Genomic DNA, 17561 nt, shown 5'->3' on the forward strand with positions numbered 1-17561 from the left:
GCACCAAATCCATGGGACAAAATCACATAAAGATGTTAAAATTATCTTTACCGGACGGGAATGCCCAAACAAATTTCGGTTCCTAGATCTGGCATACTGTCAATTTTTAGATGTCCCTTGAGGACTGTGGCCCGTTTAACCATATTGTCCAAGCCATTGCCGCTATCTACCTTTTCCAAGTCGAAGCCTATTCCGTTATCCATGATCTTCATACATAGCCATCTATCGCGATAAGTCAATTCGACCTCTGCGCGCTTGGCATAGGAGTACTTGGCAGTATTATTGATGGCCTCCTTGAAAATAAGAAAGAGGTCGCGCCGAGCTTCCATATCCAGTTTTAAATCGTTTATTTTATCGTCGACCTTAAAGTAGAACTCTATGTTCCTGGCTTCTAAGATACCGGTTGCATATTCCCTCATTCTTGCAATGACCCTGTGCATGTTATCGTTGTCCGGTTTAATGCTCCACACGATGTCGTCCATGGCCTCCATCATTCTTTGGCTGTTGTCCGTAATCTTGGAAAGGTAATTACTACTGGTTACGGTATCAATGCTCATTTTACTCTTGGCCATGGAACTTAGAATATTTATAGTGCTCAAGGTAGAGCCCATATCATCGTGTAGGTCCCTTGCCACTTTGATCCTTAAATTTTCAACGGCCAATATGCGATTTACCTTCAGTCGATATATAAAATAGGTGACTCCCAATACCGTGCACAGCATTAAGGAAATAAACCACCAGGTACGATAGAAGGGGGGGAGAATCCGGAAATTGATACGGGTAGTCTCATCGGGTTCCAATCCTTGGAGGTTCATGCATTTAACCTCAAAGGTATATGCCCCGGAAGGCATAGTCGTATAGGTCGCAGCAAGATCTCTTTCGGCCTTGACCCAGTCCTGGTTGACCCCAGGAATACGATAATAATATTGAAGTTTTCGTTGCTGGGAAAAGCTCAAGGCAGAAAAATAGAAGGTAAAGGAATTTTGATAATGGTTAAAGACGATTTCCTTTTGAGCCATGATCGAATCTACTGGCATATAGGTGTTGAATAACTTAAAGTCGGTAATACTTACCTTAGGAGGCTTTTGTTTATAGTTGAGTTTTTCGGGTGAGAAACCGAAAACCACATCCTCACCGCCAAACCATATCTCCCCGTTTTGCATCATCCATTTGGAACTGTTGGTCTTTTCCGCATATATTACCCCATGAAGATTGCTATAGGAGCTTATGATATTCTTGTTGTAGTTATAACTGCTAAGCCCATTGCTCGTAATCATCCATGCTATTCCTTCCCGATCCATCATTAGCTGTAAAACCCTTGATCCATACAAGCCTTCATGCGAGGTGATTTTTTTTACTGTGCCATTATGGATATTAAGAATGTTCAATGCCTCGGCCCCGACAAAAAAAATACTGTCGTTGTATTGCTGTATATCAGAAATAGTATTGTCCATTACCCCATAGCTGTCGTTGAACTCGGAGTTGAAATGATATAGGATGTTGTTCGTGTCTACGTCTATCACATATACCCCCTGTTTGTGGGTACCTACCCATAACCTACCTTGATGGTCCACATAAAGTCGGTAAATGATGGTATTGAAATTATGCATTTCTTCAAAACTTTCATCGACAATGGGCTTGCTTTTGTTCCATTTTATGAGGCGTCCACTTTGGGTGCCAAACCACAAGTTTCCATTGTTGTCCTCTTTTAGTTGGCGGATGGTGGAATTTTTAAACACCGGTGGATGCAGCCAATGTAGTGCCTTTTTATTTTTTGCATCAATCACAGCCAATTTGCCTCCTTGACAGACAGACCATATATGTCCGGATTCACGGTGTTGTTGAAGGTCCCAAATTGAGGCATATTGGGGATGGAACTCGGGCCCTATACCTAGGAATGGATCGGCATCCAATTTTATGAAATTCTGATCATAAAATAAGATGCCCTTACCCCAAGTTCCAATCCAATTTTCTTTGGTCTTGGTTTCCAGAATGGCGTTTACCGGGGAGTCCAGTCCAAGGCCATCTATAACCACAAGGCTGTACACGTCCTTTTGATTGGGATTCATCACAAAAAGCCCATTTTCCGTACTTAACCAAATATTGCCTTCCCGGTCTTCAAAGAGATGCCTGGCCTGATTACATTTTATATCGAACTCCAAAGGGTTGGCTTTTAGGTGTTGGTAAAAACCTTGTAAATCTTTGTCATAGCTCAACAGCGAGTTTTCCCCTCCAATCCAGATTTGGCCCGTACTTGTCTCCATAATCTGCCTTAGAACGGTATACTTTTTTGTCGCATTATGGTTTATTATGGTATCCGTCAGAAATTGATTTTTTTTCGGGTCGAAATGCAGGAGAACCGGGTGTTCCCGATGTGGATCATAATCCCAGTAGGTTAGCCACCAAGTGCCGTTTTTGTCCTTAATAAAATCTCCCGAATTGGTGATGTCCCTGTTGTTCAGTAAAGGTATATTCCCAGGATTGTTGAGCCGGTGAAAGACCTCGTCACTAGAACTTCGGTATACCGCTAGGCCCTGTTCACTACAAATCCAATAATCTCCAGTTTCCCTGTCTTCAAAAAGGGAGACAACACCCCACCCTCTGGGGATTTTTATGGGTAAATTGGATTCTACAAAGGACTGGGATTTGTCATCGTACCAGAAAAGGCCGTATTTGGAAGCACATAAAAATACTTGTTTTTTACTGTCCACGTAAAGCTTGAATTCCGATCTTGGGGGAATGGTGCCAAAACTCCTAATGGGAATCCCTGTATAGTGAAAATCTACGGTGTTGAACTGCCCGATCTGCCCTCCTTGCAGTAGCCATAGATTGCCTTTACCGGCATCCAATATTTGATCTACACCTATACTCGGTGGTAGCTGATATTTTTCGGGACCAACAAAGGATAAGAATTTTCTACCGTCAAAACGCTGTATGCCTACCTCAGTACCTACCCAAAGAAACCCCTTAGGGTCCTGCCAAACGCATTTGACTTTGTTGGTGTTTAAGCCATCGGCTAAGGAAAATCTATTAAAAACATAGGAGTTCTGGCCAAAAACATAAGTTTGGAAACATAAAAAGAAACAAAGAATCCTTTTGCTCATGCAACCTAATGGTTTATACTAAAATTACGCAAAGATTCGACATCCCATGTATTAAAAATTTGGAAATGATAGATTGTTATGGCTTCGTATTCTTGGGGCGACGAATTCACCTTATGCGCACAACAATACGGAGATCCATAGATCCAATAATAGATTGATTAGAAATTGAAAAAGTGCTAACATGATCGCTTTTTTAATTGATGAATAAACCCCAATAGTTTTGAATCTGGATTAATCGATTTATTTTTTTAAACCCCATGGGATTGTTAAACTATTGAACAGGACAAATGTAGAGCGAGTTGGGAATTCAAGAAATAGCATAAATATGTGAAAATAGTTTTTTTGATACCCAGAATTAAAATACCACATTTTTATGCGATTGCACAGTATTTCGGTTCCCAAGACCTTTGAATTCTGATATTTTCTCTCAATATGTAATCGATAAGTCTAAGAAAATCCAGTGCCAATGGGTTGCATTTTGGATGTTACTAACAAACAAGTGATGATGAAAACAAGCACATTATTCTTCAGTGTAATTCTTCTGGTCCAGTTCTATAACGGTTTCAAAATGGTGGCCCAAGATATCCTGACACTTCCCCAGCTCAGGGAAGATTTTCTGCTCTTTAGGACCGCCTTGGAAGAGGCGCATCCGGGAATCTATCGCTATGAAACCAAATCATCAATGGATGGAAGTTTTGAGGCAATTGAAAAGGAGCTTCATCAGCCACTTAATCAACAGGAGTTTTATAAAATACTGAACCCGGTATTGGCTAAAATTGGATGTGGGCATACCAAATTAATACCTTCGGAGGATAATGATTTTATGTATTATTACAATACGGAAACTCTATTTCCTCTAAAACTTTTTCTGGACAGGAACAAGGCCTATGTACGCTATAGCTATGATACTGGTAATAAATTGGAACCTGGCACCGAAATTATGGCTATCAATGGCATAGGTATGGAGGAGATTATCCATGGGTTATTGAACAATCTGTTTTCGGACGGACAGAACCAAACCTTCAAGTATTATGAACTCAATAGGTATTTTAACGCCTTATTTTCCAATTTTTATTTGGAGGAGGGCAAGGCCAATAACAAATTTAGTATCACCTATAAGGATAAGAAACGCAAGGGAAGTATGGAACTAGATGCCATTTCTTCCCAAAGGATAAGGGAGATAGATGCCAAAACGGAAAATAGTTTGCCGTATGAGTTGGATTTCAAGAATGCGAACACCGCCCTAATGACTATCCGTACCTTTTGGCCCAATGGGGAGAAATATAATTTTGAGGCTTTTTTAAAAGAATCCTTTGTGGAGATCAATGATAAAAATATTGAAAATTTGATTTTGGATCTGAGGGGAAACGAAGGAGGAAAAGATGCCTTTGGGTCACTACTGTTGTCCTATTTGGTAAATGCCGATTTTAGGTATTATGACAAATTGGTAGTAGCTACCAATGAAAAATTTTCATTTGTAGACCATGCCCAATTACCGGAAGGTTATGATGAGTTAAAGGCTTTAATCACCCAAACCGAGGATGGGGAGTTTCGTTGGGAGCACAACGGAAACCTAACAGTACAAACACCACAGGAACATCCATTTAAGGGGCAAGTATATGTATTGATAGACGGAGCTTGTTTCTCTGTTACTTCCGAGTTCTGTGCAGTGGCAAGCCATCTGGATAGGGTTAGCTTTATAGGGGAGGAAACAGGTGGCGGATATTACGGGAATAATAGTGGTGCTTTTGCCATAGTTACACTCCCAAACTCCAAAATGAAACTGGGGATTCCGTTGATGGCCTATTATACCGCGGTTAAAGATTATGAATTTACAGATAGAGGTATTATGCCCGATCATCCTATTAGGAATACCATTAAGGAAGTGTTGACGCCCGGTGATGAGGTGTTGGATTGGACCTTAGGAAGGATAAACAAAAAGTAGGTTTGGTAATGATCGAAGCTTGAAGATACTTTCCTTTGAAAGGATTTTCACCTTATTTATATATTTACAATTATGGAAAAAAGAAATATGGTGTTTATAGGGGCCAGTTTGGATGGTTATATAGCCGATAGAAATGGCGGATTAAATTGGCTTACCGCAATTCCCAATCCCGAGCAATCGGATATGGGGTATACTGAATTTATGGCCCAGGTGGATGCCCTTGTAATGGGCCGTAAAACTTTTGAAACAGTCTGTGGTTTTGAAGGGGATTGGCCTTATGCCAAACCGATTTTTATAGTGAGCAGGACCTTGGATACAATAGCTGAGGAATATAGGGATAAAGCCGAATTGGTCAAAGGAAGCTTAGTGCAAATCTTGGAGAAAATATATAACAAGGGATACCATAGGCTGTACATTGATGGAGGGGTTACCATTCAGAATTTTTTAAAGGAAGATCTCATTGATGAAATAACAATTACAACCATCCCCATAGTATTGGGAGGTGGAAGTGCTTTGTTTTCGGTACTTCCCAAAGAATTGGAATTTACACTTGTAGAATCCAAGATATTTCTAAATCAACTGGTCCAGAATCACTATCGGAGAAAACGATAAGCTTGGTCGTGGGTTGCACTCTTTATTACCAAATTCAATTCAATGGATATTTCCAGCTGTGTTTTGGCATATACAAGCTAAAGGAAATCTTCAAGTTTCAATTGTAATTTAAACCGCAAATTAGTTTTAAGGTTTTCCTATCTTAGGACCCTAATTTCAATTATTGAATGTGGCTGTCCTAATCTAGCCTCTCTAAAAAACTGTCAATGCGTTTGAATTTTTTTATTGTCCTAATAATTGGTACTCTCCTCGGTACCCAAATTTGTAACTCCCAAGAAGAAATTCTTTATAAAAAGGTGGATACTACCCAGTTGTTTTTGGAAGTACATTATCCCCCCAATATGGAATCTTCCAAGACTTATCCGGCTATGGTTTTCTTTTTTGGAGGCGGTTGGGTAGGGGGCAAAAGGTCCCAATTCCTGCATCAGGCACAATATTTTGCAAAAAGGGGGATGGTTTGTTTTTTGGCGGACTATCGTACCTCAAAAATAAATGGAACAACTCCGTTCGAATCCGTTAAAGATGCTAAGTCGGCCATAAGGTTTATCAGAAAAAATGCGACCAAATTTAGTATAGATGCTACCAAGCTTATTGCTTCAGGCGGCTCTGCCGGAGGGCACTTAGCGGCTGCAACGGCTTTAATAGAAGCCTATAATGACCCAGCCGATGATATGTCTATAGATTGTATCCCGAACGCCCTGGTACTTTTTAACCCTGTTGTAGATAATGGTCCAGGAGGTTATGGTTATGAAAGAATTGGGGAGACTTACAAAGACTTTTCACCGCTTCACAATATTAAAAAAGATGCTCCTTCTACGATTCTTTTCCTTGGAACAAAGGACCACTTGATTCCCGTAGTGACCGCCGAATATTATAAAATGGTTATGGAAAAAGTGGAGAGTAGGTGCGACCTTAAATTATATGATGGCAAGGGCCATGGTTTTTTCAATTATAAGGATTTTGAATCCTACAAAAGTACTGTTGCCGCAGCGGATCAATTTTTGGTGTCGTTGGGATATTTGAAGACCGAACCAAAAGTGAATATCGAGTAATTAAATGTTGCTGTTGGAAAACGATAGAGAATTTTGATCAATAGGCAATGACTAAAGAGAATTTATGAATTGGATTTTTTTAATTATAGCCGGACTATTTGAAGTGGCTTTTGCAGCCTGTTTGGGCAAGGCGAAAGAATCTACCGGAATGGAAGCTTCCTATTGGTACATTGGTTTTTTGTTGTGTTTGGCGATAAGTATGTTATTGTTGGTCAAGGCTACACAGGAATTGCCCATAGGGACAGCTTATGCCGTATGGACAGGGATTGGTGCGGTTGGCACCGTACTGGTGGGGATCCTGGTATTTAAAGAACCTGCCACCTTTTGGAGGATGTTCTTTATTACCACTTTAATTGGTTCCATTATTGGACTGAAGTTTGTATCCAACTAGTTCTAGCCGTATTCCCTTACAAGAATTAGTAGATTGTTTGGGGCAATTATTTTATTAATTTTTAAATGAGTCCAGCGAATCGACTTCTCGTAATCAAATGGGTACACACCCTGATCTGGCTATTTTTTGTAGCTGTGATTTTGTATATTTTGTATTCAGGAATTTTTGATGATGTCGATAAATATACCTGGGTAGGTATAGGCTTAATTATAGGGGAGGGTATTGTTCTTTTGATTTTTAAAATGTTTTGTCCCCTTACGGTCATGGCAAGGAAATATTCGGATTCGGACAAGGATAATTTTGACATTTTTCTTCCCAATTGGTTGGCTAAATACAATAAGTTGATTTTTACCACCCTATACGTTATTGGGCTGATTATAGTATTGATACGAACTGTATTTTAAGATCATTTTTTTTAAGGGCGTGGATAGTTGTATTGGTTATCTTGGAATAAGATTTTAAAAGATAAAAATCCCCTTTTATAAAAATACAACTCATTCTTAGGATTGATAGAAACAGGGAGCGAATTTCTAAACATACAAATCGAAAACACATGATGAATACCAAATTTTTAACAATATGTCTCTTCTTCTTGATCGGGTCTCATTTCCATGGTAAGGCACAAAATTCTTATGAAATCCCCCAAGATGTTAAGCGAATACTTTTTCTGGGGAACAGTATAACCTATTCCGGGCAGTACGTGTCTTATATAGATGCCTATTTTACCTTGAAATACCCGGATCGGGATTTTGAAATTATTAATGTAGGCTTGCCCAGTGAAACGGTTTCAGGTCTTTCGGAACCAGGGCATGCAGACGGTAAATTTCCGCGTCCAGATCTTCATGAGCGCTTAGAGCGCGTCCTTTTGCATACAAAACCGGATTTGGTATTTTCCTGTTATGGAATGAATGATGGTATTTATTTGCCTTTTGATGAAGGGCGTTTCCAAAAGTATAAGGAAGGAATAAATTGTTTGAATGAGGAAGTTATAAAAAATGGTACGCCAATAATTCATATTACCCCTCCTATTTATGATGGGCGTAAGGGAGAAGCCTACGCCAATGTCTTGGATATTTATTCAGATTGGATTATAAGTAAAAGATATACAGATGGCTGGAAAGTTATTGATATTCATTGGCCAATGAAAAAATACTTGGAAGATAAACGACTTTCCGATGACGACTTTTTTTTAGCTAAGGACGGAGTGCACCCCAATGATACGGGTCATTGGATAATGGCCAAGCAACTGCTTCTATACCTTGAGGAAGTGGATGTATCCAAAGCTAACGGCATTGAAGAAGTGGTTTCACAATTTAATCATGGTGCAGAAATATGGAAACTTGTAGAGGAAAGTCAGAAAATAATGAAAGATGCCTGGCTCACTTCCATAGGTCACCAAAGGCCCGGTATGAACGCGGGACTTACTCTTGAAGAAGCTCTGGACAAGACGGATATGCTGCAGAAAGAGATACGTAATTTACAGAAGAAGTAAAGAAGATAATCAACCCATATAATGAACATACTCTATCTACATGGACTTAACGGCAGCCTTAGCGACGAAAAAAGAACAATTCTTGAAGAGTACGGTACCGTTTATTCCCCGGCTATCGACTACGAATCTGACGTTAACAGCATCGAAAATTTAAGAAGGCAATTTGTAGATGGGAAAATAGATGTTGTAATGGGTAGCAGTATGGGTGGTTTTGCAGGGTATTATTTGTCCATTGCATTCAAAAAACCGGCCCTATTGTTCAATCCGGCCCTGGATACGCGTTCCGTTTTTCAAAATATTCCGGATTACAGCAGTTCAGATCGACCCTTTAAGCGTCTGGTCCTAGGGGCAATGGATGAGGTTGTTGATCCAAAGGACACCCTGAAATTTATAGGGGAAAGAATTGCCGAAAATACGGATTACCATATTTCCCTTAGACAGGACCTGGCACATAGGATTCCATTGGACATATTCGAATATGAAGTTCGTTCCTTTTTTAATCATCTATGAGCGTAACGGTCTACCAAGGACAAAGATCCAATTTGTATATGGTAAACGTTAAATACAAGAAAAGCCATTCAGTTGGCTTATACTTTTCTAATTTTATCCAAAATTCAGATAATTAGTGTACGCCATAGTTGAAACAGAAACCACAGGATTGAGGGGAGAGGACAACAGGATTACGGAAATCTGCATCCTGGTTCACGATGGAGAAAGTGTGGTGAAGGAATTCTCATCCTTGATAAATCCAGAAGTATCCATTAAGTACAGGGTATCCCGGCGTAATGGGATTAGTAATGATAAGGTGAACAACGCACCTAAATTCTATGAATTGGCAAAGGAAATTGTAGAACTCACCCAGGACTGTATTTTTATTTCACATCATGTCAATTTTAACTTTAACGGTATAAAAAATGAATTGGCATCTCTTGGGGGTGAATATAAACGCAAGAAGATATCTACACTAAGATTGTCCCGAAAACTAATTCCCGGGCAACAAAGCTATAGTCTGGGGGCTATGTGCAACCATTTGGGCATTAATGCAGGTCATGTGCAAACCGCAAAGGACAAGGCGGAGGCAACGGTTGGCGTACTTGAAAAACTTTGGGCATTGGATACGAATGGGGTCTTTGGTTTTATGTTGGGGCCAAAATCGGGGCAGGCAGGTGTACCACCATTATGGCCTAGATCTGTAGTGACCTCCTTGCCGAACGTTACGGGAGTGTATTATTTTAAAAATGCCCAGGAAAAAATCATTTATGTAGGCAAGGCCAAGGATATTAAACAACGGGTGTTGAGCCATCTCTACAGCAAGGCGCATAAAGAAATGCGACTGTGTTTTGAAACTGCCCATATAGATTATACCCATACGGGAAGTGAGTTGGTGGCTTTATTGTTGGAATCCGATGAAATAAAAAAACACCTACCAAAATTCAATCGCGCTCAAAAACGAATCGGATACCGATATGGGATAGGTGCAAGGATGGATAAAAACGGAATTACAAATCTGTTTTATGATCGATTGGGAAACATAAAATCACCTTTGGCCTGTTTTTACAACCAAGGGGAATGTAAGGCCTTTTTGGAGGAACTGTGCGAGAGCTATGGACTTTGTCCGCGGTTTTGCAGTCTACAGCATATTTCAGGGGCCTGTTTTCATTTTCATATAAAAAAATGCCATGGTATTTGTCGCGATTTGGAAACTGTGGAAGCCTACAATAAACGCGTTGAAAATGCCTTGATGCCTACAGCCGATGATAATAATACTTACATAATCAAGACAGCTGGAAGAAAGGCGAATGAAAAATCGGTAATAGTTGTAGAAAATGGAGTGTACAAGGGTTATGGATATATTCCCGGGAAAAAAGTATTTGGGTCCTTTACGGAATATAATAAATACATTATTCCTATGGTGGATAACAATGATGTTCAAAAAATTCTTAGACGCTATTTAAGGAGATGGGGAGGGAAATCTATTTTAATAAATAACCCGGATGAAGTACCAATCCATAGTGAAGTTCCAAAGCTTCACCTAATATCTTATAAGCTTGAAGGTTAATAGCTATTGGCTCAAGAAGCCTAATCTAAGTTTTTAGGAACGGAGGATCAATAAAATTTTAAAGTATATATTCCCTTGGGGTTTTACCCTTATTAATTTCCCAATCTATTTGTTCATAACATCCCTTTCCATTTTTTAATTGATTACCTTACTTGTGATAACCAATAAATTAATCAATGAAGGCCGTTTATTTGGTGAAATATGGCAAGTCTAATACTGCATTTGAAATTCGGGAAGTCGATACTCCAGAAGTATCGGATGATCAGGTGCTTATTAAGGTGGAAGCTTTCGGAATTAACTTTGCCGATGTCATGGCCAGGTTGGGACTTTATAAAGGGGCTCCACCATTACCTGCTTTGTTGGGATATGAGGTTGTTGGGCATGTTGAAAAATTTGGGAGCAATGTTCAGAATATAAAAGTGGGAGACCGTGTTAGCGCTATGACCCACTTTGGAGGGTATGCGGAATATGCCGTGGCCCAAAAGGAAGTAGCTTGCGTAATACCTGAATCCATGTCTGCAGGAACAGCCGTGGCCTTGGCTACACAATACACTACGGCTTATTTTTTATCCCATAATATGGCCAATATTCAAGAAGGGGATAAGGTACTTGTGCATGCTGCGGCCGGAGGTGTAGGAACCGCCTTGGTGCAAATGGCACTGCACAAAAAATGTCTTGTTTTTGGAACCTGCAGTTCTTCGGATAAAATAGACTACTTAAGGAAAAATGGGGTACATCATCCCATTAACTATTTGGAAAAGGATTTTGTATCCGAAATTAGGACGATACTGGGAACAGGAGGATTGGATGTCATTTTTGACCCTGTTGGCGGTCTTTCTGTACGGAAGGGGTATAAACTGCTAGGAGCTGGAGGAAGATTGGTAAGCTATGGGGTTTCTTCTATGAACAGGACAAAATCGATTTTAGGAAAAATAAGAGTTTTGGCCCAATTTGGAATTTATCACCCACTTCAATTTTTGAGCAATTCCAGGGGGATGATCGGGGTAAATATGCTTAAAATTGGGGAGGATAATCCAGAGAAGGTGGCCATTGCCATGAAGGCCGTTATCGCTATGGCCCAAGACGGCATTATTAAACCCTTTATTGGTGCAGAGTTTGGAGTGGATCAAATGGCCGAGGCACATGAGTATTTGGAATCGAGAAAATCCATGGGTAAAATAGTGGTAAAATGGTAAATCGGAAGGACATGAAGACATGAAGACATGAAGACATGAAGAACCATTCATTAAAGGATAAGGTGGCTTTGGTAAGCGGATCTAGCATGGGCATAGGAAAGGCAATAGCCATTGAGTTGGCTCAAAGAGGTGCAAAAGTGGTCATGAACGGTCGGGAAAAGGATAGACTGGAAAATAGTCGCGAGGAATTGTCCTCAATGGGCTATGATGTAAAAGCTTTTATAGCAGACGTACGTCTTCCGGATCAATGTGCTTACCTTGTTGATGAAACCATTCGTGGCTATGGGCAGTTGGATATCTTGGTCAACAATGCAGGAATCAGTAGTAGGGGTTCCTTGGAGGAAATGGTCACTTCCAATTTTATCATGCTTATGGAGACTAATTTTAATGGCTCCGCCTATCTCAGCAAATATGCCCTTGACCATTTAAAAAAGACTCGCGGACATGTAGTTTTTATTAATAGTGCCGGCGGTTTTAGGGGAATGCCCTATAATTCAGCCTATACCGCATCTAAATTGGCACAGGCGGCCCTAGTGGACGCTTTACGGATAGAGTGGTATGATTACGGTATCCATGTGGGAATTGCGCATGTTGGCTTTACGGTTAACGATCCTGAAAAAAAAATACTGGATATAGATGGTTCATGGATCTATCTGCCGCAAAGAACAAATGTAAACTTGGCATCTCCACAATCCGTTGCCAAAAGCGTTTGTGATATGATCGGGAAAAGAAAAAAGAGAATTACGTTAACACGTTTGGGGGTTCTGGCCAATTTAATAGTCCGCTATTTTCCTATACTTACCGAATGGATAGTATGGACAAATAGGGAAAAGATCAAGGAAGAATTTACTTTAATAGGGGGTGAAAAAGCGTATGAAAACACATCGCCCTCCATCTTTCCTAAGGAAGATTAGGCTTACATTATCATAAAAGATGTCCCTAAGCACGTAAAGGTCTCATATGGTCAATCAACATCCTTTCCCAAAGTTGTTGGGAAAGGATGTTGATTGACCCCCGTTTTAATGGAATTTTATTCAAAGTGTCTATTTAGATTCTATTTGGCTTCCAGTGCTTGAGGTGTGGATAGTATGGCCGCGGGCACTATATTATCAATCGGTTTAATTGTTTTTAAATAGGCAAAAATAGCCTTAAGGTCCTCATTGGAAAAATTCCGATATTCGGTCCATGGCATAGGTGGTAACAAAGGTCTTGTACCGTCCATTCCCTTGAATTTTCCTTCTTTTATTGCCTTTAAGAATTGGGCCTCGGACCAATTTCCGATTCCGGTTTCATCTGGGGTTAAATTAGCAGCAAAAGAGGTTCCCCAGGGCCCTACGGCGGCAGTAAGTCCCATGCTGAACAGCACATAAGATTTTGCAGTTTCCTTATCGTAAGGGGGTAGGTTCTCCTGGGAAGGATGCCCTGAGAGTCTTCTTTCTGGATCAACCTCAGGACCTCTGTCGGTCATGATTTTAGGGGAATGACAATCATTGCAACCTACCGATGCAACCAATTGATGACCTCTCGTAACCTTGTCGCCTGCAGTTGTGGACTCTACTTTTGGTATTGCGGCTTTGGCAATTTCTTTTTGCTTGGGTGAATTACAGGAAATATATATTATTCCCAACATGCTAAATACTAGATAACACTTTTTCATATTTTTTGATTTATAAGTAAAAAACTCAGACTGTCTAGTAGTCCCAATGAAGTTGGATAAATAAGAACTTTGATATGTCGAGTACGAGGTCGACTCGTAATTTACAGATCTGGATTGTCCAGTCTTGTTATGGGATCAAAAATCAACTTGGAATAGACCATGTATATTTGCACAGTGATAATCCAATTAAAAGGGAGCAAGGGGGGTGTTCTTTCTGAAGGTGACAATACATTAAGGATAATAACCCTTATCAATATATTGGAATAGCGTTCTATATGGCGGCCTCTGTTAATGCCTAACAGACTAAAATTAATAAATATTTACATACAAAGTTGAAATATTTTATGGCGCTACATTAAAATGTTTTGACTTGGCGCAGGACGGGGTTGATGTTTGTTGGATAAGAAATAACAAAAAAGCCAATAGAACAAATTCTATTGGCTTGGTAAAGATTGGTTGGTTAATTGGTATTATTTAAAATCGGTTACTTTTAATTGTTTTTCATCCCAGTATTCGTCCTTTCTAAATTCATAATTAGTAGGATCGTAGGAACCTACCAATTCTACGTTGGTCTGCGTTGGTACCGACAGATCAAGTGTCCAATACACTGCATTAACAACTAATCTTCTAGTTCCTTCAATAGTAAAATCTACCGCAGAAAAAGCTGTTGAGGTAAATACCTTTCCTTTTTTTCCACCTGGAATCTGATAGGTTTTTGTCCATGCCACAGGCATAAAAGGCGCACTGACATCTTTTCCATTGTTGTTGGTTTTGGCCACTTCATCATCGCTAGGTCGCATGCCATAAAACATATCATTTTCGTCATATTCGCCCTTTCTGTTCATAACCTTTCCAAGAATTATGGGCTGGGTATCCCCTGGCATCGGTAGGCGTACTTCATAAACGTCGGCGGAGGCCCAAACATCACCGTCAGCAATACTATTGGTAATTCCGGTAGCTTTACCGGCTTCTACAACAATTCCCTTGGTACTTTGGTGTTTATGGTGCCCGTGATGGCTTACCCAATTTTCACCTAGAACAAGTCGACCAAATCCACCATTCCATTCTTCCAAATCCCCCTTATAGGAGTTTCCATAATGTTTATAATTGGAGACATCCTCATCTTTAAAATTAAAGGCATGTGTAGCCGTTCTAAGCCCAATTACAGGTTTACCAGCCATAAGATAATCATCAATGTGTTTCATTTGATCGTCTGGCAAAGCTCTAAACCTCGTAGAAATAATCATTAGGTCCGCACTGTCAAGGGCTTCCAGGCCAGGGATGTTCTTAACGTAGTTTGCATCTATTATTCCTGGGTGGGCCGGATCCTGTGCAAACAACACTGTACACTTAAAACCATGGTGATTGGATAATATTTTAGCCAATTGCGGCATGGACTCCTCGGATCGATATTCCTCGTCGCCAGAAATAAGGACAATATGCTTTGCATTCGTATCACCGCCTTCAAAAGTAAGCCATTGGACAGGTGTTTCTGAACTTACTACAGTTGCCATTTCTGTTGATTGGGCCTCTTTTTTCTCTTTACAGGCAAACATAAATAAGCAAACAAGGATAGGTAATAGATTTTTCATTGGATAATTTTTCATTATTTCATATTGGATAAATGGAACAGGATGTATTATTTAATACCCATTCCTTCTTTGATCAACTTTAAGCCTTTGGTATAGATTTCTTCTGAAGGAGAATAATCCCGCCATACATTAATGGCATTGGCAAACTCCGGAATAATGGTGCTAAAAGCCTCTATGGTCAACCAACCGTCATATTTTATCTCTTTCAAGGCGGCAAAGACTTCATGCCAATGCACTTGTCCACTTCCGGGCGTACCCCTATCGTTCTCGCTGATATGCACGTGCTTTAAATGGTGAGCGATGGTCCTAATGGCTTGGCCCTGACTTTTTTCTTCAATATTGGCATGGTGTGTATCGAACATTGCGCCTAAATTGGGATGGTTTACCTGCTGGACCATACTGCCAAGGTCTGCCATAGTGTTGTATAGGTAACATTCAAATCTGTTCACGGCTTCAGGAGTAAGCATAATATTAGCTTTTTGGGCATATTCGGCCGCTTTATAAAGCATCTCATTGCTCCACTGTTTTTCCTGTAGTGTAGGTGGTTGGCGTGTAAATAGGGCAAAGGTGGAATGAAAAGGACCGCATATCACTTCAACATTGGCCGCTGCGGCCATATCAATGGTCCACTTCAATTGATCCAAGCCTGCTTCCCTAGTCTTTTGATCGGGGCTCGCAATATTTTGTTCTGGTGATAATGCACCAACAGCAGTTACCCCCATATTGATATTGGAGAAATGATTGCCCAATTTGCTATAGTGCTTTTCATCCCCCTCACCTAAAAACAATTCAATACCATCGTAACCTGTTTTTTTTAGGGTATCAACAATATCAAAGTGTTGCTCTGTGACATGGTTAGTCCAGAGCAACATATTCATTCCAATTTTCATGCTTTATTATTATGAATTTTTAATAGTCTGTTACAGGTTGACCACTTGTAGCTTCAGCGGCATTGGTGCTTTTTCGTTTTTTGACCCAAAACCACAGTATGGTAAATAGGACGATCAAAATAGCGGGAAAGGCAACCATAGTTCCCAATGTGGCCTGTCCGGAAACAAGTTCCAATTCATCGCCTGTAAATCCTGCGGCAGCTGCTTCGGCTTTGTCGGCATCGATCCATCCACCAATAATAGGTTGGAATATGGAGGAGGAGAACATACCTACCGCTCCAATAATGGACATTCCCAAGGCACCACTTTTTGGTATTTTATCAGCAATAAATCCAATCATATTTGGCCAGAAATAGGCTATTCCCAGTGCAAAAAAGATGGCCGCAACATAGGCCATGGTTCCAGTTTGGGTGCTGAAAAGATAGATTCCTATTGTGGCTAAAACAGCTGAGCCCAAAAGTACTCCAGTTTGATCGAATTTGTGAACTACCTCACCGCCAAAATAACGGGCTACTGCCATTAGTCCAGTTACCAGGGCCAAAATAATCATAGGTTCTGCACCGCTCTTGGCCAAGATTAGCCCCACCCATTGTTGTGGGCCAAATTCAGATATAGCGGTCAAAGACATACAAACTATCATAAATATGAATAAGGGGGAGACCATGGCTTTTAAATTACCACTAAGTGTGGCAGCTGCTTCAATTTTAGCTTTTGGCCAGGATTGTCCAAAGTACAAATAAGCGTAGATCAAGGTCGGAATCATTATAACCCATATTTGTGTCTCCCAACTTAAGCCTGCATCGGTCATAAATTTGGATACAAGACTACCGATTACAATACCTCCAGGGAACCACATGTGGAAACGGTTCATCATTCTGCTCATCCTTGTGCCTGAGTAGGCGTCGGCAATCATCGGGTTACAAGCGGCTTCGGTACATCCGTTGCCCAGACCGATCAATAGGGTGGAAATAAGCAAGCCCACATAACTGCCAGAATAAATGGTTAAAATAATTCCCAAAGCGTGTGCAAAAAATGCAAACTGCATAATGGCCTTTCCGCCTACCTTATGGTAAATCAATCCTCCGATAACCATGGATATCGGAAAACCGAAAAACCACATTGAATTAATAAATCCCAGTTGTTCGGCGCTTAAACTTAGTTCTTCTCCTAGCTGCGGGAGGATCCCGGCTCTAATGCTAAAAGAAAATGCGGTGGTAATTAATGCAAAACAGCTTCCGTAAAAGAGCCTATTGGCATTAGTTTTTTGTTGATCATTTGAATTTTCCATTGGTTGTAATAGATTTTTAATTAGATGGTGTATTATTTAATTTTTGATTTCAGCGTATAAGTTTAATCTCTTTTTTACAATAATCATAATTTATTTTTAATTGTTTTGTCAAATAGGAAAATAATGACTGACTATTTTGCGCTTTTATTACTGGTCTCCAATCTATTTGTCCACAGCAATTTTAGGAACCTTTCGATTTTAAAAATTAAAAGCTGATAAATTTAAACTTTAAAGGTTTTTAAAAGTTCCTATATCATACTAAATGGTGGTACTTTTTTGTCTT

General features: G+C 40.1%; 15 protein-coding genes. 10 read left to right on the plus strand and 5 right to left on the minus strand.

The window, feature by feature from the left end; translation table 11 throughout:
- Window positions 1-47: 47 nt before the first annotated feature.
- On the minus strand, window positions 48-3104 hold the full coding sequence (locus tag MWU84_RS16120) for a sensor histidine kinase (RefSeq protein ID WP_246903474.1): 3057 nt from the start codon (window positions 3102-3104) through the stop codon (window positions 48-50).
- Window positions 3105-3606: 502 nt separating this feature from the next.
- On the opposite strand from MWU84_RS16120, the gene MWU84_RS16125 reads away from it, so the two are divergent.
- The 10 genes from MWU84_RS16125 to MWU84_RS16170 all read left to right on the plus strand — a co-directional run bounded on the left by MWU84_RS16125 (window position 3607) and on the right by MWU84_RS16170 (window position 12765).
- Window positions 3607-5049 (plus strand): S41 family peptidase, encoded by a 1443-nt coding sequence (locus MWU84_RS16125; protein WP_246903476.1) that lies wholly within the window; start codon window positions 3607-3609, stop codon window positions 5047-5049.
- A gap of 72 nt (window positions 5050-5121) precedes the next feature.
- The gene (locus MWU84_RS16130) at window positions 5122-5661 is read left to right on the plus strand and encodes a dihydrofolate reductase family protein (protein ID WP_246903478.1); all 540 of its coding nucleotides are present in this window, start codon (window positions 5122-5124) and stop codon (window positions 5659-5661) included.
- A gap of 206 nt (window positions 5662-5867) precedes the next feature.
- The gene (locus MWU84_RS16135) at window positions 5868-6713 is read left to right on the plus strand and encodes an alpha/beta hydrolase (RefSeq protein WP_246903480.1); all 846 of its coding nucleotides are present in this window, start codon (window positions 5868-5870) and stop codon (window positions 6711-6713) included.
- A 64-nt stretch (window positions 6714-6777) separates the two neighbouring features.
- The gene (locus tag MWU84_RS16140; protein WP_031443270.1) at window positions 6778-7104 is read left to right on the plus strand and encodes a multidrug efflux SMR transporter; all 327 of its coding nucleotides are present in this window, start codon (window positions 6778-6780) and stop codon (window positions 7102-7104) included.
- Window positions 7105-7169: 65 nt separating this feature from the next.
- The gene (locus tag MWU84_RS16145) at window positions 7170-7508 is read left to right on the plus strand and encodes a hypothetical protein (protein ID WP_246903483.1); all 339 of its coding nucleotides are present in this window, start codon (window positions 7170-7172) and stop codon (window positions 7506-7508) included.
- Window positions 7509-7657: 149 nt separating this feature from the next.
- The gene (locus tag MWU84_RS16150) at window positions 7658-8596 is read left to right on the plus strand and encodes an SGNH/GDSL hydrolase family protein (RefSeq protein WP_246903484.1); all 939 of its coding nucleotides are present in this window, start codon (window positions 7658-7660) and stop codon (window positions 8594-8596) included.
- A gap of 21 nt (window positions 8597-8617) precedes the next feature.
- The gene (locus MWU84_RS16155; RefSeq protein ID WP_246903486.1) at window positions 8618-9106 is read left to right on the plus strand and encodes a YqiA/YcfP family alpha/beta fold hydrolase; all 489 of its coding nucleotides are present in this window, start codon (window positions 8618-8620) and stop codon (window positions 9104-9106) included.
- Between the two features lie 115 nt (window positions 9107-9221).
- Window positions 9222-10655, plus strand: coding sequence for an exonuclease domain-containing protein (locus MWU84_RS24435; RefSeq protein ID WP_246903488.1), 1434 nt, complete (start codon window positions 9222-9224; stop codon window positions 10653-10655).
- 176 nt (window positions 10656-10831) lie between these two features.
- Entirely contained in the window at window positions 10832-11851 is a 1020-nt protein-coding gene (locus MWU84_RS16165) for a zinc-binding dehydrogenase (protein ID WP_246903490.1), read from the plus strand.
- Window positions 11852-11886: 35 nt separating this feature from the next.
- On the plus strand, window positions 11887-12765 hold the full coding sequence (locus MWU84_RS16170; protein ID WP_246903492.1) for an SDR family oxidoreductase: 879 nt from the start codon (window positions 11887-11889) through the stop codon (window positions 12763-12765).
- A gap of 140 nt (window positions 12766-12905) precedes the next feature.
- Here the strand turns inward: MWU84_RS16170 and MWU84_RS16175 are convergent, their stop codons facing one another.
- The 4 genes from MWU84_RS16175 to MWU84_RS16190 form a co-directional block, all read right to left on the minus strand.
- The gene (locus MWU84_RS16175; protein WP_246903494.1) at window positions 12906-13508 is read right to left on the minus strand and encodes a c-type cytochrome; all 603 of its coding nucleotides are present in this window, start codon (window positions 13506-13508) and stop codon (window positions 12906-12908) included.
- Between the two features lie 470 nt (window positions 13509-13978).
- Window positions 13979-15100, minus strand: coding sequence for a hypothetical protein (locus MWU84_RS16180; protein WP_246903497.1), 1122 nt, complete (start codon window positions 15098-15100; stop codon window positions 13979-13981).
- A gap of 47 nt (window positions 15101-15147) precedes the next feature.
- On the minus strand, window positions 15148-15990 hold the full coding sequence (locus MWU84_RS16185; protein ID WP_246903500.1) for a sugar phosphate isomerase/epimerase: 843 nt from the start codon (window positions 15988-15990) through the stop codon (window positions 15148-15150).
- A 19-nt stretch (window positions 15991-16009) separates the two neighbouring features.
- A complete protein-coding gene (locus tag MWU84_RS16190) occupies window positions 16010-17278 on the minus strand; it encodes an MFS transporter (protein ID WP_246903503.1) in 1269 nt (422 codons plus the stop codon).
- Window positions 17279-17561: the final 283 nt, after the last annotated feature.

It is taken from the genome of Arenibacter sp. F20364, from assembly GCF_023015905.1.
Classification (GTDB): Bacteria; Bacteroidota; Bacteroidia; order Flavobacteriales; family Flavobacteriaceae; genus Arenibacter.

What these genes read in the sequence shown, in the direction of transcription:
- MWU84_RS16185 (WP_246903500.1), bottom strand. Translation starts at nt 15,990, where the DNA reads ATGAAAATTGGAATGAATATGTTGCTCTGGACTAACCATGTCACAGAG.
- MWU84_RS16175 (WP_246903494.1), bottom strand. Translation starts at nt 13,508, where the DNA reads ATGAAAAAGTGTTATCTAGTATTTAGCATGTTGGGAATAATATATATT.
- MWU84_RS16145 (WP_246903483.1), top strand. Translation starts at nt 7,170, where the DNA reads ATGAGTCCAGCGAATCGACTTCTCGTAATCAAATGGGTACACACCCTG.
- MWU84_RS16180 (WP_246903497.1), bottom strand. Translation starts at nt 15,100, where the DNA reads ATGAAAAATCTATTACCTATCCTTGTTTGCTTATTTATGTTTGCCTGT.
- MWU84_RS16120 (WP_246903474.1), bottom strand. Translation starts at nt 3,104, where the DNA reads ATGAGCAAAAGGATTCTTTGTTTCTTTTTATGTTTCCAAACTTATGTT.
- MWU84_RS16165 (WP_246903490.1), top strand. Translation starts at nt 10,832, where the DNA reads ATGAAGGCCGTTTATTTGGTGAAATATGGCAAGTCTAATACTGCATTT.
- MWU84_RS16135 (WP_246903480.1), top strand. Translation starts at nt 5,868, where the DNA reads ATGCGTTTGAATTTTTTTATTGTCCTAATAATTGGTACTCTCCTCGGT.
- MWU84_RS16140 (WP_031443270.1), top strand. Translation starts at nt 6,778, where the DNA reads ATGAATTGGATTTTTTTAATTATAGCCGGACTATTTGAAGTGGCTTTT.
- MWU84_RS16170 (WP_246903492.1), top strand. Translation starts at nt 11,887, where the DNA reads ATGAAGAACCATTCATTAAAGGATAAGGTGGCTTTGGTAAGCGGATCT.
- MWU84_RS16155 (WP_246903486.1), top strand. Translation starts at nt 8,618, where the DNA reads ATGAACATACTCTATCTACATGGACTTAACGGCAGCCTTAGCGACGAA.
- MWU84_RS16125 (WP_246903476.1), top strand. Translation starts at nt 3,607, where the DNA reads ATGATGAAAACAAGCACATTATTCTTCAGTGTAATTCTTCTGGTCCAG.
- MWU84_RS16130 (WP_246903478.1), top strand. Translation starts at nt 5,122, where the DNA reads ATGGAAAAAAGAAATATGGTGTTTATAGGGGCCAGTTTGGATGGTTAT.
- MWU84_RS16190 (WP_246903503.1), bottom strand. Translation starts at nt 17,278, where the DNA reads ATGGAAAATTCAAATGATCAACAAAAAACTAATGCCAATAGGCTCTTT.
- MWU84_RS16150 (WP_246903484.1), top strand. Translation starts at nt 7,658, where the DNA reads ATGATGAATACCAAATTTTTAACAATATGTCTCTTCTTCTTGATCGGG.